Here is a 21,574-nt window from a genome sequence, read left to right as displayed (position 1 = left end):
CTACAGCACGCCGGCTTCGTTTTTCAGCTTGTCGACCAGTTCGGCGGCATTCGCCACCTTGACGCCGGCCTTGCGGGTTTCCGGCTCCTCGGTCTTCAGCACGTCCAGACGGCGGGCAATGTCGACGCCGAAATCCTCAGGCGTCTTCTTGTCGACCGGTTTTTTCTTCGCCTTCATGATGTTCGGCAGCGAGGCGTAGCGCGGTTCGTTCAGGCGAAGATCCGTGGTGACGATCGCCGGCAGTCTGACCGTGATGGTCTGCAGCCCGCCGTCGATCTCGCGGGTGACGGTCGCTTCGCCGTCTCCGACTTCCAGTTTTGAGGCATAGGTAGCCTGGCCCCAGCCGAGAAGGGCGGACAGCATCTGGCCGGTCTGGTTGCTGTCATCGTCAATCGCCTGCTTGCCGAGAATGACAAGGCCGGGCTCCTCCGCCTCGGCCACCTTCTTCAAGAGCTTGGCGACGGCAAGCGGCTCGACGGTCTCGTCGGTCGCTATCAGGATGCCGCGATCGGCGCCCATGGCGAGCGCCGTGCGAATGGTTTCCTCGGCTTTCGCAGGACCGATGGAGACGGCAACCACTTCGGTGGCGATGCCGGCTTCCTTCAGGCGGAGCGCCTCTTCCACCGCGATCTCGTCGAAAGGGTTCATCGACATCTTCACATTGGCAAGCTCGACACCGGAGCCATCCGGCTTCACGCGTATCTTGACGTTGTAATCGACAACCCGCTTTACCGGGACCAGAACCTTCATCTTCTTCCTCCTGGATCAGGGCCGGATGGCCTCAATCGAGACATTGGGGCCGGAACGTGCATTCCGGCGTGGGTGAGATTGCGGTCTTTCGGCCGCGCTCGCTTGCCAATGGGCGACATGAATAATTTCATTTGCCTGCTTTGACAAAGAATCATTGCCCGAAACCGGGCAAATTTCTGCAAAATCAGCGGTTTTTTCCCGGTTCCCAAAGAATGTCGAACCTGCCGTCGTCATTGGCATGGCGGGCGGCAACGAAGAGGTAGTCGGAAAGCCGGTTGATATAGGAAAGGGCAGGGGCGCCGACTGCTTCCTCGCCCGAAAGCGCCACCATCGCGCGTTCTGCGCGGCGGCAGACGGTGCGGGCCATATGCAGGCCGCTCGCAAGCGGGCCGCCGCCGGGCAGCACGAAGGAGGTGAGCGGCGCAAGCCTCGCGTTCAGCCGGTCGATCTCGGCTTCGAGCCAGTCGACCTGGGCATCGACGATCCTCAGCGGTTCGTAGGAGAGGGCCTCGCCGGTCTCCGGCGTCGCCAGATCGGCGCCCAGATCGAAGAGGTCGTTCTGGATCCGCTTCAGCGCCTCGGCCAGCGGACCCTCGTCTTCCGCCTCGAGCCGCACGAGGCCGAGCGCCGCGTTGGTTTCGTCCACGTCGCCGATGGCGACAAGCCGCGCATCCGACTTCCTGCGGCGCGGGCCGCTTGCAAGCCCGGTGGTGCCGCCGTCTCCGGTGCGGGTATAGATCCTGTTGAGTTTGACCATGCTGTTCGTGAAATCAGTGTCCGGACTGGATGAGCCAGAGGGTGAACATGATGAGGACGATGGCGATTGCCTGGAAGGCGATGCGGCCTTGCATCATCTTGTTGGAAAATTCGCCGCTGCCGCCCTTCATCATGTTGATGAGGCCGCGCACGAGAAAGAACACGACCAGCATCATCGCAATGATAGTCACGAATATGAAAAAGCTGGACATGGTTCTCCTCCGATGTACCCGGCGAAGCGGGAGGGCGCATGAGACGACAAATTCGGCGCGCTTGCAAGGGCCTGACAATTGGCAAACTGCGTTCAAACGGTTCGAAGGGCGGCAACGGCCTTCTTCAGATGAGCTTCGGTGCCCTGATCGAAGGCGACCAGATAAACCGCCTCGATGACGGCATGTTCGGCGCACGTCGCTGCGATCGTGCTTGCGGCGATGACCGCCGCCCTGTCGGCGGGAAAGCCGTATATGCCGGTCGAGATCGCGGGAAAGGCGATCGTGCGGCAGTCGTGCTCGGCGGCAAGCTTCAGCGCGGTGCGGTAGCAGCTCTCAAGAAGCGCCGCTTCCCCGCGTGCGCCGCCGCGCCAGACCGGGCCGACCGTGTGGATGACATGGCGTGCGGCAAGGTTGTGGCCGCCGGTGATCCGCGCCTCGCCGGTGGGGCACCCGCCAAGAGTGCGGCATTCGGCAAGGAGACCGGGCCCTGCCGCACGGTGGATGGCGCCGTCGACCCCGCCGCCGCCCAGAAGCGTGCTGTTGGCCGCGTTGACGATGGCGTCGACCTCAAGCGCGGTGATGTCGGCCCTGATCACGGAAATGGCGTCCATGGCGCTCGTCTCCTTCAGCTCATGCGTCCCATCAGGCGATAGAACCAGTCGGCCGGCATGACCCGTTTCAGGAGAGCGCCCTGCTTGGCGGGCGTTGTCACCAGGTAATGCGGTCTCGGCCGTTTCGCCGCCAGCGCCTTCTTCAAAACGGCATGGACGGCGTCGGGTTCCAGCTTGTGCCGGTTGGGCGGGCCTGATCCGTCGAGCCGCGCCAGTTGTTTTCGATAGTCCTCGGCATGGACCGAGCCGTCGATGTCGATGCTGGCCCTGATGTGCTTCAGCGCATTGGCGGTGAATTTCGAGGCGATCGGTCCCGGCTCGATCAGGCTGACGAAAATGCCGCTGCCGTCAAGCTCCATGCGCAGGGTGAGCGAGAGGGCCTCGAGCGCATATTTCGAGGCGGAATAAGGCCCGCGAAAGCGGTAGGGGAGGAGGCCGAGGATGGACGAGCACTGAATGATGCGGCCGTGGCCCTGCCGCCGCATCACCGGCACGATGCGGCGCGTGAGTTCATGCCAGCCGAAGACATTTGCCTCGAACTGGGCCCGCAGCACATCGGTCGCAACATCCTCCACCGCGCCGGTCTGGCCGTAAGCGCCATTGTTGAACAGCGCGTCAAGCGTGCCTCCTGTGCGTTCCAGCACGGTTTCGACAAGGGCGGCAATCGAGGCCTCGTCGGTGTAGTCGAGATAGAGGGCCTCGAGACCGTCGGCCTCGAGGGCTGCCAGATCCTCAGCGCGCCGCGCGGTCGCAAACACCCTCCAGCCCTCGTCCTTCAGCGCGCGGGCGCAAAAGGCGCCGATGCCGGTGGAACAGCCGGTGACGATTATCGTGGATTTTTCAGCCAATTGACACTCTCCGGTACATGAAGCCGCTCATCATCCTATATAAGGAAGCCAGGAGCGCCACAAATGCAGACGAACCGCCATTGGGAGCCAGAATGAAGACAGCGATCCGGATGACGTGGAAGGTTGCCTATGATGCGCTCTACCACTTCAGCGAGGATGACGGATGGGCGATGGCAAGCCATGTGGCGCTTTCCACGCTGCTGGCGCTGTTTCCCTTCCTGATCTTCGGCACGACGCTTGCCGGCTTTCTCGGCGCCGACGAGTTCGCCAACGTGGCCATCAATTTCATCGTCGGCGCCTGGCCGGAGGCGATCGCGGAGCCGGTGTCAAACCAGATCCGCGAGGTGCTGACGGTGCCGCGCGGCGGGCTTCTGACGATTTCGGTGCTGGCGGCAGCCTACTTCGCCTCCAACGGGGTGGAAGCGGTCCGTCTTTCGCTCAACCGCGCCTATCGCGTCGAGGAAACGCGCAGCTGGTGGTGGCTTCGCATCAAGAGCCTCGGTTTCGTGCTACTGGCGTCGATCATCTTCGCCTTCCTCAGCATCATGTTCGTGGTGGTGCCGATCGCGCTGCATTTCGCGGAGCGCTGGTTCCCCTGGCTCGAGGACGCGCTCAATCTTCTCTCCAATGCCCGCCTGCTCGGCACATTCCTGCTCCTGATGTTCGGCCTGGTGATTGCCCATCTTTTCCTGGCGGCCGGCAGAAGGCGGCTTGTCGACGTCCTGCCCGGCGTCATCCTGACGCTGGTCGTCTGGTCGATCTTCGCGTCCGGCTTCGCCTATTATCTCGGCACCTTCGCCCAGTACAGCGCAACCTATGCCGGTCTCGCAACGCCGATGATCCTGCTGGTCTTCCTCTATTCGATCGGCGTGATCCTGCTTCTGGGCGCGGAGGTGAACGCGGCGCTGCTGAAGTACAAGGTCATCAAGCACGCGCCCTGGAGCCGGCATCACGCCCGCAAGGCGAAGCATTCAGAAACCGCACATGACCCGAATATCGGCCGGTGAGACGCCGTTTGCGCGCAGTTCGCAGAGCGCTGTGTCGCCGTTCGATTTCGAAAGCTTGCGTCCGTCCGTGCCCAGCAGCAGCCGATGGTGGCGGTAGATGGGAGCGGGCAGGCCGAGAAGCGCCTGCAGCAACCTGTGGACGGCGGTGGCCTGAAGGAGGTCCATGCCGCGCACCACATGGGTTACGCCCTGGGCGGCATCATCGGTGACGACGGAAAGGTGATAGCTCGACGGCGCATCCGATCGCGACAGCACGATATCACCCCAGACGGCGGGATCGGCCGGCGTTTCGACAATGCCGTCCGCCGTTTGCTCCAGCCAGGAAAGCGGCGCGTCGAGCGTTTCGACGGCTGCCGCCATGTCGAGCCGAAAGGCATGGCGCATGCCCGCGGCCAGCATGTCCTGCCGCTCCTGCAAGGGACGCCGGCGATCGCGGTCGGGATAAAGCGGCGCGCCATCGGGATCGCGCGGCCAGATCGTTCCCGAAGCCTCGCTTTCGCTGACCAGCCGTCTTACCTCGCCGCGCGTCATGAAGGCCGGATAGGCGAGGTTGCGGTCGATCAGCATTTGCAGCATGTTCTGGTAATCGGCGAAATGTTCCGACTGTCGGAAGACCGGCCCGTCAAAGCTGATCCCGAGCCAGCGCAGGTCGGCGATGACGCCTTTCTCCAGTGCCGGCGTGCAGCGGGCGCGGTCGATATCCTCGATCCTCAGCAGCAGCCTGCCGCCCGTCTCTCTCGCCTGCCGCTCGTTTTCAAGCGCCGAGAGCGCGTGACCCAGGTGCAGGCGGCCGTTCGGGCTCGGCGCAAAGCGGAAAACGGGTCGATCGTGGTTCTGGTTCATGCGATGACGTTTCACCATTGAGGACTTCTTGAGAAGGGATAGGGCCGATGCAACGCCTCAGCAATGCCGCGGATCTTGATCGCGCCATCGACCGGTTATGCGAAAGCGCGCCGTCGATGGCAAGGATTGCGGCACAAAGTGGAGAAATCCCGCTCAGGCTGATGCCCTGCGGCTTTGCCGGCCTTGCGGAGGTGATCACCGGCCAGCTGATTTCGAAACGGGCGGCGTCCGCCATCTTCGCCCGCATTGCCGCGGCCTGTCAGCCCCTGACGGCGGAAGCCTTTCTGGCCCTGCCGGACGACGCCCGCGCCGGCTTCGGCCTCACCCGCGCCAAGCAGGCCAGCCTCGAGGCGATAGCGCTGGCGATCATCCGCGGCGACCTCGACCTTCAGCTTGTGGGCGACCTTCCGAGCGATGAGGCCATTGCCGCGCTTACGGTCCATCGCGGCGTCGGGCCGTGGACGGCGGAGGTCTATCTGATGTTCTCGGCCGGGCATATCGATATTTTTCCGGCCGGCGATCTTGCGTTGCGCGCCGCTGCTGCGCACGCCTTCTCGCTTGACCGCAAGCCCGACATCGGCGTGCTCAGGGCGCTTGCCGAGGCATGGCGGCCCTACCGCGCTGTGGCGGCCCGCATCCTCTGGGCCTACTACGCCGGCGTCATGAAAAAAGACGTTCTTCCGGTGGGATAAAGAATAGCCGCCGCTTATCTTCCGCTTTCCGCCCTCCGATTTATCAGGCTTCACAATGCTGTAACAACAAGCCTAATATACAGGAGAAGGATGCCGAATCGATCAGGAGAGCAACTTGACGATTGCAGTCTCGCCTCAGGCCTTGCCGGCGCTTGTTCTGAACGCCGACTACAGGCCCCTGAGCTATTACCCCTTGTCGCTGTGGTCGTGGCAGGACGCGATCAAGGCCGTCTTTCTCGACCGCGTGAACATTATCGCCGAATATGACCAGGCTGTCTCGTCGCCGAGCTTTTCCATGCGCCTGCCAAGCGTGGTCTGCCTGAAAACCTATATCAAACCTTCGCGCAACCCGGCCTTTACCCGCTTTAACGTGTTCCTGCGCGACCGGTTTCAGTGCCAGTATTGCGGCACCCGCGACGAACTGACCTTCGACCATGTGATCCCGCGCTGTCGCGGCGGCCAGACCACCTGGGAAAACGTCGTCGCCGCCTGCTCGCCCTGCAACCTGAAGAAGGGCTCGCGCCTGCCCAAACAGGCCGGCATGATCCCCCACCAGAAGCCGTTCCAGCCGACGGTGCAGGACCTGCACAACAACGGCCGCCTGTTTCCGCCGAACTATCTGCATGAAAGCTGGCTCGACTATCTCTACTGGGACAGCGAACTGGAACCGTAGGCGGGCGGGTCGACGAATGTGTAAATGCAACCATATGGGCCAGTTCGATGGACCTTTGACCTCCGAGACGCTGGCCAGGAGCATGGGCGCCAATCCGGCCGTGTTTCGCCGGACGATGGCGGGACTGCGCGAGGCCGGTCTTGTCAAATCCGCGAAAGGCCACGGCGGAGGCTGGCAGCTTGCGCGGCCTCTGGACGGGATCCCGCTGCTCGCCGTTTACGAGGCCCTCGGGCGACCCGCCCTGTTTGCAATCGGGAACCGGAGCGAACATCCCGATTGCAAGGCGCAAAAGCGCGTCAACACGGCTCTTTCAGGCACAATGGGAAAGGCGGAATCGCTGTTTCTGTCGCAGTTCGCGCAAGTGACTCTCGGTCAACTCCTGCCCGAGCGGCCCCAGCGGTAGCCCCCACCCAAGCTTATGATCATGACATTTACCGGAGCGCTCGCAGTTCGCCCAGGCCCTCCTCCCAGGAGATCACCGGACTGTAGCCGAGTTCGCGTTCGGCCTTTTGGGTATCAAGCGTGATCTCGACCGCGCTGGTGGCATAGTCCTGATAGCTCAGCGGCCCGCCGAGCCGGCCGCCGCTCAGCCGGTGCAACCCGTCGCCGATACCGGCGATGATGCGGAGCGCGGCGCGCGGCACGCTCCTGCCGCCGGCTTCCAGGCCCTGGCTCGCCAGCAGGCCGGTCACGGTTTCGCGAAAGGTGCGGGCCGGACCATCCGTCACATGGTAGATTGCGCCACGCTCTCCATGGGCGAAGGCAAGATCCATGGCATGGCACAGATTGGCGACATGCAGGGTGGAGGAGCGATAGCCGCCGCCCGAGATCCAGGCGAACCTGCCGCTTTTCACGGCCTCGACCAGCACGGGCAGCGCTGTCGTATCATCCCGGCCCCACACCATGCGCGGGCGCAGGATGACAACATGCTGGCCTTGAGCGGCGGCGTGCCGGGCGACCCTCTCCGCCTCAGCCTTCCCGGCTGAATATGCCCCGGCGGGACGGTCCGGATAGGGCGCCGTCTCGTCGACATTACGCAGGGGACGGCCGTCCTGCAGCACGGAATCGGTACTGATATGGATGGCCTTCTCGACACCGGCCGCGTGCGCCGCCTCCAAGACCCGACGCGTGCCATCCGGGTTAACTGAAGAGGCCGCAGACCCCGTTGTGTGATCGACATTGGCGGCGGCGTGGATCAGCCAGTCAGCGCCGGACATGAGCGGGACCAGCTCGGCGGTCAGCATGTCGCCCAGAACCGGACGAGCGCCCCAGGATGCAATCCGCTCGGCAGCCTCCGGGCTGCGGACAAGACCGGTCACCGCACGCCCTCTGGCGACAAAGTGGCGCAGCAGGTTGCGCCCCACATAGCCTGCAGCGCCGGTGATGAAGACGTGTCCCTCAGCCATTGTCATTTCCGATGCTGTCTTTGCCGAGACCGGCGAGCGTTTCGATGTCGTCCAGGATTTCCGCGCGCGCGGCCGTGTCCCAGTCGTGCAGTTCGAGGTGTTGCTGGAATTTGAGGCCCTCGAGCGCCAGCCAGGCAAGCCGTGCAGCCCGGGGATTGCTCGCTTCGGCCAGCAAATGCGTGGAGAGCGCTTTCTGGTTCCGCCGGAACTCGGCGCGCAGATCGGCATCCTGCATCAGCGCGGAGACGAGGCTCAGCACCGCAGGATTTCCCTCGGGCGCCGGCGGGCTGCGCCGAGCGGCCAGGATACGCCCCTTGAGGGGCGCGTCGGCCTCGCCGGCAAATGATGCCGCACAGGCCGCGTTGAAGGCGTTGTCCGCCATGATCGTGCGTTCCACCAGGGCCGCGACGAGATCGCGCTTGCTGGCGTGCTCATAAAGCACTGTGGCTTTCGATACGCCTGCCTCCTTGGCAACTGCATCGACGGTCAGCACGCCGTCGCGTGCAACAACCCGCTCGACCGCGTCGAGTATCTTGCTCTGATCATGTTTTCTGGGACGCGCCATGGATCACCTGTTTATTTCCGACCGTTCGGAAATAAACAGGTGATGACTGGATGTCAACGAGTAGTCTGCTCCGGTGGGCACATGGAAGCCGGCGCGGCTTCCAGCGTATCGCGCTTTCCGAAAATCGGGATCGACTTTTGGAAAGCACGATCCGTCGATTCAACAGGTTAGGGCGTCCTTTGTGAGTCCGAATGGACGCACGGCGCTCCAGACCCTTCACCCCCGGTGCAAGGGACGCCGCTGAAAGTTTGAAGGGTTCAGCCTTAGGCCGTGGGGTGGGATGAGGATGCTGGCGCTCCGGTGGGGCAAACCGGCTTGCCGGCAATGATCGCTCGCAATTGCGGTGCGATCTGGGGCGCGGCGGCAAGGCAGGGCCATCGTTCCTTCGAAAGCTTGCCGGCAAAGGGATCCTCGGCGATACCGCCGGCCTCCCGCACCAGAAGCAGGCCCGCGACACAATCCCAGGCGCTGAGTTCGGGCTCGTAGAAGCCGAGATAGCTACCCTGCGCCACATGGGCGAGGCTGAGCGCGGCAGAGCCGTTGCGCATGAAGCTGCCGCCGTTTTGAAGGACTTCGGCGACGATCCTGCCGACAGCCTCTGCATGGTTTCTGGCGCCGGGTCCGATGGCGACGGTTCCTCCCGAAAAGGGCGTGGCCGCGTTGACGGAAATCGGCTGGCCGTCGCGCCAGGCGCCTTTGCCCTCCTCGGCCCAGTAAAGCGTGCCGGTTGCGGGGTGGGCGACGAGCGAGAGAACGGTGCGGCCGGCCTCGGCAAGGGCAATCACCACCGACCAGCTATCCAGACCGTTGAGAAAGGGGCTTGTGCCGTCGATCGGATCGACGATCCAGCAGAAGGCGCTTGTGCCGGCCTTCATGCCGTGTTCCTCGCCCAGAAACCCGTCATCGGGGAACATCTCTGCAATTCGCGAGCGGATGAAGTCTTCGACGGATCGATCCGCAACGGAGACCAGATCCTGGTCGTTCTGTTTGGTTTCAACGGCGAGGGTCTTGTAGCGACGGTAGAAGTCGAGCGCGCGCGCGCCGGCCGCGGTGATGACGGTCTTGGCGGCGGCAAGCCTTTCGGCGCGGTCGGTCAGGGAAGGCATGTTCATGGAAGGGCGGTGTCTTTTCGGATTATGGAGAGGCTCGGCAAGGCTCGGCGGAGTCGCCGGCTCCAGGCTGCATTCATATCTGAGGAGCCGGCATGACGGCGGTTGAACTGCGTTCGACCAGATGAACGTCGACAATGATGGGATGCACGGGCGTCTCGGGTTCGGTAATCCGCGCCAGAAGGCCGTTGACGGCAGCGTCGGCCGTTCGCACCGGGTCCTGGCGTACCGTCGTCAGGTCATAGGCGAGCCAGCCGGCCTCGGGAATGTCGTCGCAGGCAACGAGCTTGAGATCGCCGGGGATCGACAGCGCGCTCAGATGGCGGATGGCGTCGATGAAGCCGAGCGCCAGATAGTCATTGGCGCAATAGACGCCATCGACATCGATGGCGTCGGCGAGAAAGGCATCAGCGGCCGCGCGTCCGCCTTCATAATTCGGCAGTTCGCCGAAATACTCGCCGGCGATCTCGACATTAAGCCGCTCGCATGCCCGCCAGAAGGCGGAGCGGCGCAGGCCGATCGAGTGCGAACTGCGCCGCTGGCTCGCCAGCGCCACGCGCCGGCATCCGGCATCGAAAAGCGCGCGCGCGGCCAGTTTGCCCGCAGTTTCCGTGTCCATCGAAACGTTCAGCACCGTATCGGCAACGGGCCGCTTGTTGATCAGCACCAGCGGTACGCCGTGATCGGCGCATTGGCGGGCGATCTCGGCGGGCGATGCATCATCGGTAACGATGGCGCCGGCGACATTGTAGTGCAGCATCATGTCGATATGGCGGGCGACCTTGCCGCCGCGCTCTGTCGGCAGGAGAAGCGGACGATAGCCGGAGGCGACAAGGCTCGTCCCGAGTTCGGCCAGCAATTGCGCCCGAAACGGGTTGTCGATGTCGGAAACGACGAGTCCGACCAGGTTGGAGCGCTGGCGTGACAGGCTGCGCGCGAGGAAATTGACGCGATAGCCGAGCGCGGCGGCTGCCTCAAGCACCTTTTCGCGCGTTTGCGGGGCGACGCTTGCGCCGGGGGTGAAGGTGCGCGAGACGGCGGAGCGGTGGACGCCCGCAAGCCGGGCGACATCCTCGGCGGTCGGCGCCCGGCCGGAGCGGGTGTCATCGGTCATCGCAAATCCGCCGTCGAAGCGCCGCCGCGAGAAGATCGGCCCGATCGAGATTGATCATGGGGGGAGCCATAACGACGATCCGGTCGAAGACTGCGGGATCCTCTCCGAAATACTGCATCATCGGGATGATCCCTTTCTCGAGGTATCGAGGTCCGAGGCGGGCATAGTCCGGATAGTGAATTTCGGCAAGCTGCGGCGCCAGATGGTTTTCCATTTCCGTCACATTCTGATAGCGACCTGCCGCAGCCTTGATATTGGCGTCGGGCGCTTCCCGCCGCATGCCTTCCTGCAAAGCCGGATCCTCCGACCAGAAGAAGCAGTCGGCAAGAAAATCCTCAGACCGCACGAAGTCCACAAGCGCTTTCGCATCGACCGTCTTGTTTTCGATATAAAGCCGCGCGTCGCGGGATCTTGCAAGCGCGATCATCTCGCCAAGCGTCGGTATGGTTTCCGCCGCATAAAAGGGTGAGAACCATGCGCCGGCGCTCAAGCTCTTGAGTTCGGCGAGATTGTGCGCCGAGACAGGCCCGGCTCCCGTCGTCGTGCGGTCCAGCGTCGCATCATGAATGACCACGATTTCGCCATCGGCGCTCATATGCACGTCGATCTCGACGTAGCGCGCGCCCTGATCGAAGCTCAACCGCGCTGCGGCCAGCGTGTTTTCGGGGGCGAAATGATTGGCGCCGCGATGGCAGACGATCTCGGTGGCCAAACCCGCGAAACGGTCGAAGCCGCGCATCAGTTCGGGCTGGTTGGTACAGATTCCGAGCACCGGCAGTTCCATCAGCGCCTCGAGCACAGGCTTGCGCTCCTCGTGCCAGAGCACGACGTCCAGACCCTCGTCCTTCGCACGCTGAAGGAGCGCTGCGTCGACCTGGTCCTGCGGGCGCTCGCCGCCGCCCCTCTCCCAGCACAGGTGAATGATGTCGGCCCGGGTTTCCGCCGCCCGTGAAAACGGGTCCGCGCCGAGCGGGACGAGGGTCGAAAGCGGAAACGGACAACCCGCATCGGCGAGCGAGCGGACTTCGTCCATGCTGAAACTGCCGAGCACGGCACGGTCAAAGCCGTTCGCAAGCAGATGGTTCCATGCAATGCGGCCTGCTCCCTCGGCCTTGAGCTCGATATAGAGCGCCTGGTCCAGACTTGCAGCAAGATCGAGCGTTTCGCCAAGGGTCGGGATATCCGGCGCGAGATCGCGCAGGCGTTCGAAGCGAAGATCGGCGATCGCGCGATCGATGCCGGCGATGCGCTTCAGGTTCGCGTCATGCGTGATCACCGGCACGCCATCGGCCGTCAACTGCACGTCAATTTCCCACATCTCCGCGCCCAGTTCGGCAGCGGTCCGGAAGGCGGAAAGCGTGTTTTCCGGCGCATGCGCCGAGGCGCCGCGATGGGCGATGCAGGCGGGCTCCCCCGTCGCGAGGGGCCAGGGTTCGGTGTTCTCCGGTCGTCTTGTCATATCGCCTGTCCCGACGCATCGAAGGCCAGCAGTTTCTCCGTCTCAAGCCCCCAGGAAACCGTTTCGCCGATCCTCACGTCGTTTCGCACCGGCTGGATCGAGCGCAGCACGGTCTTCTCGCCCAGCCTGACGTCAAACAGCATTTCGCGGCCCTGCGGTTCGATGAAGCTGACGGCGCCGGTTGCGGTGTCGGGATGGCTGCCGCCGAAATGCTCCGGCCTGATGCCGAGTGCGATCCGCTCTCCTTCCGGCCGGCCTTCGAGCCGTTTCGGCAAGGGCAGGCGGATCGCGTCGTCGGTCAGCAACGATCCCCCGTCGATGCGGCCTTCGGCAAAGACGATCGGCGGATTGCCGAGGAAGCCGGCGACGAAACGGTTGGCCGGGGCTTCATAAAGCGCGGTCGGGCGGTCAAGCTGCAGGATCCTGCCCTTGTCCATGATCGCGACCCGGTCGCACATCGACATCGCCTCGACCTGGTCATGGGTCACCAGAATGGCGGTAATGCCGGTCTCGAGCTGGATGCGGCGGATCTCCGAACGCATTTCGAGCCGCAGCTTGGCGTCGAGATTGGCGAGCGGCTCGTCGAGCAGAAGTACGTTCGGCCGGCGCACGATGGCGCGGGCAAGGGCGACGCGCTGCTGCTGGCCGCCCGAAAGCTGGCCGGGTTTGCGCTCCAGCAGGTTGTCGATATGGGCAAGGCCGGCGATCGCCTCGACCTCGCGCTTGATATCGGCCTTGTTCATGCGCCTGACGCTCAGCGGAAAGGCGATATTGTCAAATACGGACATGTGCGGATAGAGCGCGTAATTCTGAAATACGACGCCGACATTGCGCTTCTGGCTCGGCAGCATCGAAACATCCCTGTCGGCGAAAAGGATCTTGCCCTTGTTGATGCGGTGAATGCCGCAGACGGCGAAGAGCGTGGTTGACTTGCCGCAGCCGGAGGGACCGAGCAGGGCCATCATCTCGCCGGAGCGGACGGTCAGGTTCAGGTCTTCGATCACCGGCGTGCCGTCGAAGGATTTGGTGAAATTGGAAAGAGAGACTTGCATCAGCCTTTGGTGCCTCCACTGAAGATGTTCATCAGCGGCTTCTGGAACAGCACGAAGAGAACGATGACCGGCAGGGTGTAGAACAGCCCGACGGACTTGAAGAGATTGAAATTATAGGTGACGGAATCGGGATCGGAGACGGCCTCGAGATAGACCGAGAGCACCTCGATCTGTGCCGCCGGGGCAAGAATGCGCGGCAGAAGGTATTCGCTCCAGCCATCGATGAAGACAAAGATGGAAAGCGCCATCAGCCCCGGCTTGACCTGCGGAAGGATCAGCCGCCACCAGACCGTGAACCGGCTGGCGCCGTCCTGGACGCCGGCCATCTCGATCTCCCAGGGCACGGAATCGTAAAACCCCTTCATGATCCAGATGCCGAGCGGCAGCATCAGGCTGGCCTTGACCAGAATGACGCCGATCAGCGTGTTGTAGAGCCCGGCATATTGCAGCACCAGAAACACGCCGATGAGCAGCGTCACGGTCGGAAAGGCGTGCATCACCATCAGCGATGACAGGAAAAACCGGCGGAACGGCAGGTTGAGCCGTGAGATCGCATAACCGGCCGTGGTCGACACGCCGAGCACGATCGTGACCATGCTGACCGTGAACAGGAAGGTGTTGAGCGTCGGCTTCCAGACATCGCCGGTCACGTTCGGGTTCCAGAGAAAACGCCAGTGCTGCAGCGTGAATTCATAGGGCAGGAACGAGCCGGGCGCCGAATTGGAGAAGGTGTCTACCACGAGGAAAAGATACATGATCGCCAGCGGCGCGCTGAACAGCGCGAGGACGAAGATGACGGGCCAGACAGTGTGGTTCTTGGTCATTCTAGAACTCGATCTTCGGTTTGCTGACCAGTTCGTTGAACCTGAACAGGCGCAGATAGAGGATGGAGAGGACGAGACCGACAATGACGAGGATGAGCGCCATGGCCGCGCCGAGCCCGTATTGCAGATTGCCGGTATAGTTGTTGAGGGCGGTGTGGAAGGCTTCCAGAGACCAGACGGTGGTTGTGCTTCCCGGTCCGCCATTCGTGGTCAGCCAGATCAGTTCGTAGGAGGAAAGCAGAGACAGCGTCTGATAGGAGGTGACGAACAGGATCGGCCAGCGCATCTGTGGAAGGATGATCCGCGTCACCTGCTGCCAACGGTTTGCGCCGTCGACCTCGCTCGACCAGAGCTGCTGGATGGGGATCGCCCTCAGCGCTCCGGAAAACAGGATCATGCCGAAAGAGGCGCCGACAAAGCCGTTGACGAGGATCACCGTCGCCCAGGCGGTCGGCACGGAACCCTTCATGTAGTTGAAGGCGGGAAGCCCGAGGTCCTCTGCGGCGACATAGAGAAAGCCGTTCTCCCAGGTGAACCATTTCCACATGATGGCGTAGAGCACGACCGGGGTGATGCGCGGCAGCAGCCAGAGCACGTTGAAGACGCCCCCGGCGCGACTTGGCAGGTAAAAGACGGCGATAGCGAGAAACAGGCCGACGAAAACGTTGAAGGCGAGCGTGGCGCAGACGTAGAATACGGTGTTGGCGACCAGTCGCAGCGTGTCGGCGCGGGTGAAGAGGTCGATGAAATTGTCCCTGGTCCAGGTCCAGCCGGTGTAGGAAGCCGTCGCGATCGTCTCGAGATCGGCCTTCGTTGCCGCCGGCAGGAAGGTCTGGAGCGCTGCCTCAAACTGGCCGCGATCGGAATAGCGGGTGTTGATCACCGAGCGTTCGAACGGTTCGGCCGCAAGCTTCAGGTCGCGGATGCGCCGCGGCCGCGAGGGCAGGGACTTCAGATCGCCCTCGAAGGCGGAGGAGGCCGCATAGGTTTTGCCTGAAAGTCGGTCCTCGATTTCCGCGAGAAAACCGGGTTCGATATCGGCCGACGTCGCAGCCGCGAGCGTTTCGGCGTTCACCGCATAGCTTTTCTCGCCGAGGCCGGCACGCAGTTTCGGGTCGAGGTCGGTAGCCTCAAGCTTGCGCAGGACGGTTTCGGTGACGACATAGGCGCCGCCCGAAATGCCTGTGGATGTGCTCATATTGGTGAAGGCGAAGATGCCGGTCAGTGTTGCCGGCAGCAGGAAGAAGGCGACGAGCAGCAATACTGCCGGCGCCATCAGCACAAGGCCCAAACCATTGGCTCTGTTTTTCATTGTCTATGGTCCGTCAGGAAAGCAAGGGCCCCGGAGCCGGCGGGCGGCTCCGGGGCAGGGTCAATCAGCGCACGATGATCGCGTCGCCGAGCTGGCCGGTGACTTCACTTTCGACAGTGTTGACGGCATCCTCCACCGAGGACGTGCCTGTCCACGAGGATTCGAGCCCGGCATACATGGCCTTCCAGACGACGCCGAAGTCGATGTCGTTCGGAACCGCCGTGGCATAGGGCAGAAGCTCGGTGGTGGCGATGCTGCTCCACCGGTCATTGGCAAAGACCGGAACCTTCGCCTCTTCCGAGCCGATTGCGACCTTGCCGGACTTGACGGCATGAAGCGCGGCGATGCGCGGCTCCGTGGCGATGGTGATCAGTTCGGAGGCGATGACGGCATCATCATCGGTGCCGGTGGTGGAGAGGAGGTAGACGAGCGGATGGCTGATCGTGTTGGCGCGGCCGCGTTCGTTGCCGGCGGGGATCAGGCTGTACTGGATCTCGCCGAAGAAGTCTTCAAGACCCCATTTGGCTTCCCATTCGGCCTTGTGCCAGGTGCCGCCGTGCCAGATGCCGACCTGATCGCTGGAAACTGCCTGGTGCCAGTCGTCCCAGGTCGTGCCCAGATGGGTGGAGGAGACCACGCCCATATCGGCGGCGTCGACGAAGAACTGGTACATGTCGGTGAGCGCCTGTCGGTCGAGCACGAGCTTGCCGGTTTCCGGATCGACCATGTCGCCGCCGAAGCTGACATAGAACTGCCAGTAGTCGGTGCCGTTGTTGACGCGCGGCATGAAGCCGCGGCGTTCGGCGACGACGCCCTTGTCCTGCATCGCCTTGGCATCGTCGAGCATGTCGTAGAGCGTATATTCGCCGTCCTGAACGCGCTGCGGCAGGGCATCAATCTCCTCTTGCGAATAGCCGATTTCCGCCAGATGCGCGCGGGAGAAGAAGAACGGACGGGCTTCCGCATCCTGCGGCAGGCCCCAGACGACGCCGTCATAGCTGGCGATGTCGATCAGGTTCGGATAGATCTGGCTGAGCGGCCAGGCGTCAAAATCGACATAATCCTCGACCGGGCGCAGCAGGCCCGAGCGCGACCAGGGGCCGATGTCCTCATGGCCGGAGACGATAATGTTGGGCGCATTGCCGGCCTCGGCGGCGAGGGTAACGGCCTGCTTGAAGTCGTCCCAGCCTGTCCATTCCTGATGCTCGACTGTGATGCTCACATCCTGGCCCGTCACCGCGTATTCGCGCTCCAGAATGTCCGCGGCCATCTGGATTGCTTCCCAGCGATAGCTGCCGGTTTCGCCGGTGCCGCCGGACCAGACGGTGATGGTATAATCTTCGGCCAGGGCGCCGGAAGCGAAGCCCATTGCCAGTACGGAGCCCAGAAGGGCGGTTTTGGTTGTCTTGAGTATGCTCACGGGAAGCCCCTTCAATTCGTTCCAGCATGCATCATTGCACGCGCGTGCAATTTCTAGGGGGCTCGTGTGTCCGGCGCTTGAAACTTATATTACCGTTTTGTGTCGAAGGGCCGGCGATGAGGTTGCTGCATGGCAAGCCGGGAACCCGTGGTGGCGTGTTCCGCGCCTTTCGTCTTCTGCAGCAGCGCCTCTTCGCTGAACGGAAATTCAGGGCGATCGCGCCGGCTCACGCCGGGATATGCCCGCCTCATCGAGCAGCAGCGCTGAAGGTTTCCAGTGCGGGCCGATCTCGGCGTGGTAGCGGATGACGTCGCGCGCCACCTGCGCAAGTCCGGTTTCGCGGGCAAAGCACATCGGGCCGCCGCGCGTGCGGGGAAAGCCATAGCCGTTGACGAAGATGACATCGAGATCGCTGACACGCTGGGCGATGCCTTCCTCGACGATCTGGTAGCCGGTATTGACCAGCTGCCACATGCATCGGCGCAGGATTTCGTCATCGCTCACCGCGCGCCGTGTTATCCCCTTTTCCCTTGAGACCGCCTTGATCAGGGCCTCGACCTCCGGGTCGGGCGTTCCGCGCCGCGCGCCCTCTTCGTAGAGATACCAGCCCTTGCCGGTTTTCTGGCCGAGCCGACCGACCTCGAAAAGACGGTCTGCCGTGGTGAAGGGGTAGGGGGTCTGGGCACCGCGCGCCTGGCGGATATGGTAGCCGATATCAAGGCCGGCAAGATCCATCACCGCCAATGGCCCCATGGCCAGACCCCAGCGGGTCATGACCGCATCGACCTGCCATGGCAGGGCGCCCTCCTCGATCAAAATCTGGGCCTCGCGGTTGAAGTTGATGAACATGCGATTGCCGGCAAAGCCGTCGCAAACACCAACCAGAACGCTGTGTTTTCCAAGTTTCCGGCCGATCTCCATCGCTGTCGCGACCACGTCCGGCGCGGTTTTTGCCGCCCGCACGACCTCCAGCAGCTTCATGATATGGGCCGGGCTGAAGAAATGCAGGCCGATGACATCCTGCGGCCGCTCGGTCGCGGCCGCTATGTGGTCGACATCCAGCGTGGAGGTATTGGTGGCAAGGATTGCGCCCTTCTTGCAGATCCTGTCGAGCGCGGCAAAGACGGCGCGTTTCACCGGCATGGACTCGAATACGGCCTCGATGGCGAGATCGACGGAGGCAAGGCTTTCGAGCGCGATCGTGCCCGTAATCAGCGCCATCCGCACGGTTACGTCAGCATCGGAAATCCGGCCCTTGTCGCGTGATGCCTCATAGGTCTTGCGGATGGCGGCAAGGCCCGCATCCAGCCGGTCCTCGGCTTCTTCCACGAGGGTGACCGGCAGGCCGGCATCGGCGAAACACATGGCGATGCTGCGGCCCATCGTGCCGGCGCCGATGACGCCGACGGATGCGACGGTCCGCTGCGGCGTATCCTTTGGCAGGTCGGCAATCTTGCGCGCCTCGCGTTCGGCGAAGAACAGATGCCGCATGGCGCGCGCTTCCGGCGTGGCGTTGAGGATCTGGAATGTATCGCGTTCCCATGCAAGCGCCTCGTCGATGGGCGTGTCATAGGCCTTGCGCACGGCTTCGAGCGCGGTCTTTTCCGCCGGCGCGCCCCGGCTGCGGCGCAGATGCCCTTCGGCAACCGCGTCAAGTTCATCCGGCGAGCCGCTCATGACAAGGTCGCGGACCCGGCGGCGCGGCAGGCCTTCGGCCACGGCCTTTTCGAGGCGGGTCAGCGCGTCAGCCTCATTTTCGAAAACGGTTTCGGCGACACCGAGCGCCACGGCTTCGTCGGCCGTGATCGTCCTGCCGGTGAGAATAAGCTCCAGCGCTTTCGGCCCGCCGGCAAGCCGCGGCAGCTTCTGCGTGCCGCCGGCGCCTGGAATATTTCCGAGCTTGATTTCCGGGAAGGAGAACTTCGCGGCCGGCAAGGCATAGATATAGTCGCAGCCGAGCGCCAGTTCGAAGCCGCCGCCGAAGGCGATGCCGTTGACGATCGCCACGACGGGTTTTTTGCCCTCTTCCAGCATGGTGATCAGTTCGGTCAGGTAGGGATGCTTGCGGCCGGTGTTGAACTCGGTTATGTCCGCGCCGCCGGAAAAGACGCGGCCCGATGCGGTGAGCACGGTGACGGCGATGTCCGGATCGCCCTCGAAAGCGCGATGGGCCCCGGCGATCTGGCTGCGCAGTTCATATCCGAGCGCGTTGACCGGCGGGCGGTTCATGCGGATGATGCCGAGCGCGCCGCGCTTTTCCTGTTCGATCAGCGTGTTGGTCATGGTCTTATCTCCGCGTCAAAGGGTTGCCTCGGTTCCGAAAATCGCCGTCGCCTGGTGCGACAGGGTGATCCCGTTGCCGTGGCAGAGCGCCGTTTCGGCATCGGCGATCTGCCGTTCGCTGGCCGTGCCGCGCAATTGCCGCGTGGCCTCGATCAGCGTGAACACGCCGTACATGCCGGGATGGCAGAAGGAGAGCCCGCCGCCATTGGTGTTGACCGGCAGTTCGCCGCCGGGGGCTATGCGCCCGCCGGACACGAAGGCGCCGCCTTCGCCCTTGGGGCAGAAACCGAGATCTTCCAGAAACAGGATGACGTTGATGGTGAAGGCATCATAGAGCTGGAGCACGTTCATGTCCTTCGGCTTCAGCCCGGCCATGGCAAAGGCGCGTTCGCCCGAATCGCGGGCGGCCGTCGTCGTCAGGTCCGGCATTTCGGAGACGGCCCTGTTATAGGAGGCGATGCCGCCGCCGAGGAAATAGACGGGTTTTTTGGGCAGGTCGCGGGCCCGGTCCGCGCGGGTCATCACCACGGCGCCGGCGCCATCGGTCAGAAGACAGCAATCGCGCAGGCTGAGCGGCTCCATCACCATGCGCGACGACAGCACGTCATCGACCGTCAGCGGATCGCGCTCGAAGGCCTCGGGGTTCATCCGCGCCCAGGCGCGCGCGGCGACGGCAACCTCGGCAAGCTGCGCGCGCGTGGTGCCGAAACGCGCCATATGAGTGGCCGCCGCCATGGCATAGGCCGTCATCGGATAGCGCGGCTTGTGGGGGATCTCATAGGTCGGCTGCTCGGCGGCCGGCGTCATGCGACCGGCATCCGAACGTAAGGTCGCGCCGTAGCAGATCAGCGCAACGTCGCACAATCCGGCCTCAAGCGCCATGGTGGCCGACAGGGCATGGGCAACGAAGCTGGAGCCGCCGGTATTGGTGCCGTCGATCCAGCGCGGCTTCAGCCCCAGATATTCGATCGTCGAGATTGCCGGAAAGGTGTGGCTCATATTGGCCGTGAACAGGCCGTCGACATCGGACAGTTTCAATCCGGCGTCTTCCAGCGCCTCGTGAACGGCGAGCGCCTGGATATCCATGGCGTTGAAACCGGGTGCTTCGCCCAGTCCGGCCGTTCCGACGCCGACAATGGCGGCTTTGCCGCGTAAGCGCGTGGTCATGCGTTTGCCTCCCCGGCGGGGTCGAAAACGATGACATGGGCGCCGGCTTCGCCTTCGACGCGCGCCTTCACCCGCAGGCCGATAGCAATGTCATCGGGATCCGTATCGGGCAGGCGGCTCATCATGCGCGGGCCTTCGTCCAGGTCCACAAGGACGAGCGCATGGCGCGTGGGGCGGGTATCGCCGGGCTTCGGGCGGCCGTAGAGGACCGTTCGGGAGTAGACGGTTCCAAGCCCCGAGGCGGGATGCCAGGCCAGCCTGAGCGAACCGCAATGGGGGCAGATGATGCGGGGCATGAAGATCGCCGTGTCGCAGTCCTCGCATGTCTGAAGCCAGAGCCGGCCATCCTCGACATGGGTCTGAAATTCGAGATCCGGCCCTGAAGCCGGCAATTGAGCCGTCATCGCTTTTCCTCCCTGAATGCGCGCCTGCCGCGATACGCTCTTCCCCGTTTCGGAAAAATGCAGTATCGTCTGCAATGCAGGCATATATTTTAAATTATAGTTAGCAAGCTTTGGCCCTTCTGGCAAGACGAGGAGCGTCCGGCGGCTTGCATGAGGGTGGGTTCGGGCCTAGAGCTTCTCTGGTTATATTGAAAAGGAGCGGGGATGACCGAGTTCGATGCCGAGGATGAGAATGCCGGCGACCGCCATTTCGTGACGTCGCTGCAGCGCGGCCTGCGGGTCATTACGGCCTATCGGCCGGATGACCGGGCGCTCACCAATCAGGCGCTTGCCGAGCGGACTGGCCTGCCGCGCTCCACGGTCGCCCGGTTTACGCATACGCTGCACAGGCTGGGCTATCTCGTCCATCATGCGCGCTCCTCCGGCTACAGCCTGGCGCCGCGCGTTATCGAACTCAGCCGGGCCGCGCTGGTCAGCACCGGCATCAACGAACTGGCGCGGCCGTCGATGGAGGCGCTTTCCGAGCTTGGGCCCTTCTCCGTTGCCCTTGGCGTGGCGAGCGATGGCGGCATTCGCTATCTCGATCTGGCCCGGCGGCCAGAGGCGATCGTGCTCAATCTGGATGTCGGCGCTCTGGTGCCGGTGCTGCAGACCGCAATCGGAAGGGCCTATCTTTCCGCGCTGTCCGAGCCGCGCCGCGCGGCGATGCTACGGCAGCTAAAGGTGGCCGACCCTGCGCTTTATGATGCGCAGGCGCCGCTTCTGGCTACCGAGGTGGAACGGTATCGATCCGAGGGCTATGTGACCTCGTTCGGCTGCTGGTGGCCGGAGCTGAATGCGGCTGCCACGACGATCCGTTTTGCCGAGGATGGCGATCCGCTTCTCCTGTCGATTTCCGGGCTTTCATCCGCGCTCACGCCCGAGAAGGTGGGTGCCGATTACGCTGCGGCACTGATGAATTCGGCGCGTGTCATCGAGGGGCGCTTGCGGCGGCGTTATTCCGAGTAGATATTTATGAGTGTCTGCATTGCAGACATATGTTCCAAAAAACATGTTGACCCTTGGAA

Annotated in this window: 23 protein-coding genes and 1 pseudogene; 5 read left to right on the top strand and 19 right to left on the bottom strand. The window is 63.3% G+C overall.

Annotated features, from left to right (window positions below; genetic code table 11):
* The 5 genes from AZF01_RS17630 to AZF01_RS17610 all read right to left on the bottom strand — a co-directional run bounded on the left by AZF01_RS17630 (nt 1) and on the right by AZF01_RS17610 (nt 3,177).
* Complete coding sequence (locus AZF01_RS17630) at nt 1-750, bottom strand: electron transfer flavoprotein subunit beta/FixA family protein (RefSeq protein ID WP_024708458.1); 750 nt, start codon at nt 748-750, stop codon at nt 1-3.
* Between the two features lie 184 nt (nt 751-934).
* On the bottom strand, nt 935-1,507 hold the full coding sequence (locus AZF01_RS17625; protein WP_024708459.1) for a cob(I)yrinic acid a,c-diamide adenosyltransferase: 573 nt from the start codon (nt 1,505-1,507) through the stop codon (nt 935-937).
* Between the two features lie 13 nt (nt 1,508-1,520).
* Nucleotides 1,521-1,718, bottom strand: coding sequence for a twin transmembrane helix small protein (locus tag AZF01_RS17620; protein ID WP_024708460.1), 198 nt, complete (start codon nt 1,716-1,718; stop codon nt 1,521-1,523).
* Between the two features lie 92 nt (nt 1,719-1,810).
* A complete protein-coding gene (locus AZF01_RS17615) occupies nt 1,811-2,329 on the bottom strand; it encodes an O-acetyl-ADP-ribose deacetylase (RefSeq protein WP_024708461.1) in 519 nt (172 codons plus the stop codon).
* Between the two features lie 14 nt (nt 2,330-2,343).
* Nucleotides 2,344-3,177 carry an SDR family oxidoreductase gene (locus tag AZF01_RS17610; RefSeq protein ID WP_024708462.1) on the bottom strand — a complete coding sequence of 278 codons (834 nt, stop codon included), beginning with the start codon at nt 3,175-3,177 and terminating at the stop codon, nt 2,344-2,346.
* Between the two features lie 92 nt (nt 3,178-3,269).
* Here AZF01_RS17610 and AZF01_RS17605 point away from each other — a divergent pair, with 92 nt between their 5' ends.
* Nucleotides 3,270-4,184, top strand: coding sequence for a YihY/virulence factor BrkB family protein (locus AZF01_RS17605; RefSeq protein ID WP_024708463.1), 915 nt, complete (start codon nt 3,270-3,272; stop codon nt 4,182-4,184).
* Here AZF01_RS17605 and gluQRS read toward each other — a convergent pair.
* Nucleotides 4,149-5,045 (bottom strand): tRNA glutamyl-Q(34) synthetase GluQRS, encoded by an 897-nt coding sequence (gene gluQRS / locus AZF01_RS17600; protein WP_244435562.1) that lies wholly within the window; start codon nt 5,043-5,045, stop codon nt 4,149-4,151. The genes AZF01_RS17605 and gluQRS overlap by 36 nt on opposite strands.
* Before the next feature lie 29 nt (nt 5,046-5,074).
* Between gluQRS and AZF01_RS17595 the strand changes: the two genes are divergently transcribed.
* The 3 genes from AZF01_RS17595 (at nt 5,075) to AZF01_RS17585 (ending at nt 6,795) form a co-directional block, all read left to right on the top strand.
* The gene (locus tag AZF01_RS17595; RefSeq protein WP_024708465.1) at nt 5,075-5,719 is read left to right on the top strand and encodes a DNA-3-methyladenine glycosylase; all 645 of its coding nucleotides are present in this window, start codon (nt 5,075-5,077) and stop codon (nt 5,717-5,719) included.
* Between the two features lie 115 nt (nt 5,720-5,834).
* Complete coding sequence (locus AZF01_RS17590; protein ID WP_024708466.1) at nt 5,835-6,392, top strand: HNH endonuclease; 558 nt, start codon at nt 5,835-5,837, stop codon at nt 6,390-6,392.
* 16 nt (nt 6,393-6,408) lie between these two features.
* On the top strand, nt 6,409-6,795 hold the full coding sequence (locus AZF01_RS17585; RefSeq protein WP_024708467.1) for an Rrf2 family transcriptional regulator: 387 nt from the start codon (nt 6,409-6,411) through the stop codon (nt 6,793-6,795).
* A 28-nt stretch (nt 6,796-6,823) separates the two neighbouring features.
* Here AZF01_RS17585 and AZF01_RS17580 read toward each other — a convergent pair whose 3' ends face one another.
* The 13 genes and pseudogenes from AZF01_RS17580 to AZF01_RS17525 all read right to left on the bottom strand — a co-directional run bounded on the left by AZF01_RS17580 (nt 6,824) and on the right by AZF01_RS17525 (nt 20,507).
* Entirely contained in the window at nt 6,824-7,798 is a 975-nt protein-coding gene (locus tag AZF01_RS17580) for an NAD(P)-dependent oxidoreductase (RefSeq protein ID WP_024708468.1), read from the bottom strand.
* Nucleotides 7,791-8,363, bottom strand: coding sequence for a TetR/AcrR family transcriptional regulator (locus AZF01_RS17575; protein WP_024708469.1), 573 nt, complete (start codon nt 8,361-8,363; stop codon nt 7,791-7,793). The genes AZF01_RS17580 and AZF01_RS17575 overlap by 8 nt, the downstream gene beginning before the upstream one ends.
* A 263-nt stretch (nt 8,364-8,626) precedes the next feature.
* The gene (locus AZF01_RS17570; protein WP_024708470.1) at nt 8,627-9,475 is read right to left on the bottom strand and encodes an inositol monophosphatase; all 849 of its coding nucleotides are present in this window, start codon (nt 9,473-9,475) and stop codon (nt 8,627-8,629) included.
* A 73-nt stretch (nt 9,476-9,548) separates the two neighbouring features.
* The gene (locus AZF01_RS17565; protein ID WP_061449806.1) at nt 9,549-10,586 is read right to left on the bottom strand and encodes a LacI family DNA-binding transcriptional regulator; all 1,038 of its coding nucleotides are present in this window, start codon (nt 10,584-10,586) and stop codon (nt 9,549-9,551) included.
* A complete protein-coding gene (locus AZF01_RS24750) occupies nt 10,576-11,325 on the bottom strand; it encodes a glycerophosphodiester phosphodiesterase family protein (protein ID WP_200866630.1) in 750 nt (249 codons plus the stop codon). The genes AZF01_RS17565 and AZF01_RS24750 overlap by 11 nt, the downstream gene beginning before the upstream one ends.
* Nucleotides 11,320-12,045: pseudogene (locus AZF01_RS24745) on the bottom strand (glycerophosphodiester phosphodiesterase); the annotation flags it as partial. The gene AZF01_RS24750 and the pseudogene AZF01_RS24745, both read right to left, overlap by 6 nt.
* Nucleotides 12,042-13,097: an ABC transporter ATP-binding protein gene (locus AZF01_RS17555; RefSeq protein WP_024706417.1), complete on the bottom strand. Its 1,056-nt coding sequence runs from the start codon at nt 13,095-13,097 to the stop codon at nt 12,042-12,044. The pseudogene AZF01_RS24745 and the gene AZF01_RS17555, both read right to left, overlap by 4 nt.
* On the bottom strand, nt 13,097-13,921 hold the full coding sequence (locus AZF01_RS17550; RefSeq protein WP_024706416.1) for a carbohydrate ABC transporter permease: 825 nt from the start codon (nt 13,919-13,921) through the stop codon (nt 13,097-13,099). The genes AZF01_RS17555 and AZF01_RS17550 overlap by 1 nt, the downstream gene beginning before the upstream one ends.
* Nucleotide 13,922: 1 nt before the next feature.
* Nucleotides 13,923-15,233: a carbohydrate ABC transporter permease gene (locus AZF01_RS17545; protein WP_024706415.1), complete on the bottom strand. Its 1,311-nt coding sequence runs from the start codon at nt 15,231-15,233 to the stop codon at nt 13,923-13,925.
* Between the two features lie 64 nt (nt 15,234-15,297).
* Nucleotides 15,298-16,653 carry an ABC transporter substrate-binding protein gene (locus AZF01_RS17540; RefSeq protein WP_024706414.1) on the bottom strand — a complete coding sequence of 452 codons (1,356 nt, stop codon included), beginning with the start codon at nt 16,651-16,653 and terminating at the stop codon, nt 15,298-15,300.
* Between the two features lie 207 nt (nt 16,654-16,860).
* A complete protein-coding gene (locus AZF01_RS17535; protein ID WP_024706413.1) occupies nt 16,861-18,936 on the bottom strand; it encodes a 3-hydroxyacyl-CoA dehydrogenase NAD-binding domain-containing protein in 2,076 nt (691 codons plus the stop codon).
* 15 nt (nt 18,937-18,951) lie between these two features.
* Nucleotides 18,952-20,103, bottom strand: a complete 1,152-nt coding sequence (locus AZF01_RS17530; protein WP_024706412.1) for an acetyl-CoA acetyltransferase — start codon at nt 20,101-20,103, stop codon at nt 18,952-18,954.
* On the bottom strand, nt 20,100-20,507 hold the full coding sequence (locus AZF01_RS17525) for a Zn-ribbon domain-containing OB-fold protein (protein ID WP_024706411.1): 408 nt from the start codon (nt 20,505-20,507) through the stop codon (nt 20,100-20,102). Before AZF01_RS17525 ends, AZF01_RS17530 begins: the two co-directional genes overlap by 4 nt.
* A gap of 204 nt (nt 20,508-20,711) precedes the next feature.
* Between AZF01_RS17525 and AZF01_RS17520 the strand changes: the two genes are divergently transcribed.
* Nucleotides 20,712-21,515: an IclR family transcriptional regulator gene (locus tag AZF01_RS17520; RefSeq protein ID WP_024706410.1), complete on the top strand. Its 804-nt coding sequence runs from the start codon at nt 20,712-20,714 to the stop codon at nt 21,513-21,515.
* Nucleotides 21,516-21,574 lie beyond the last annotated feature (59 nt).

The organism is Martelella sp. AD-3 (assembly GCF_001578105.1).
Taxonomy (GTDB): domain Bacteria; phylum Pseudomonadota; class Alphaproteobacteria; order Rhizobiales; family Rhizobiaceae; genus Martelella.
The sequence above is the reverse complement of the archived record's forward strand: the minus strand, read 5'-3'. Positions and strand labels throughout refer to the sequence as shown.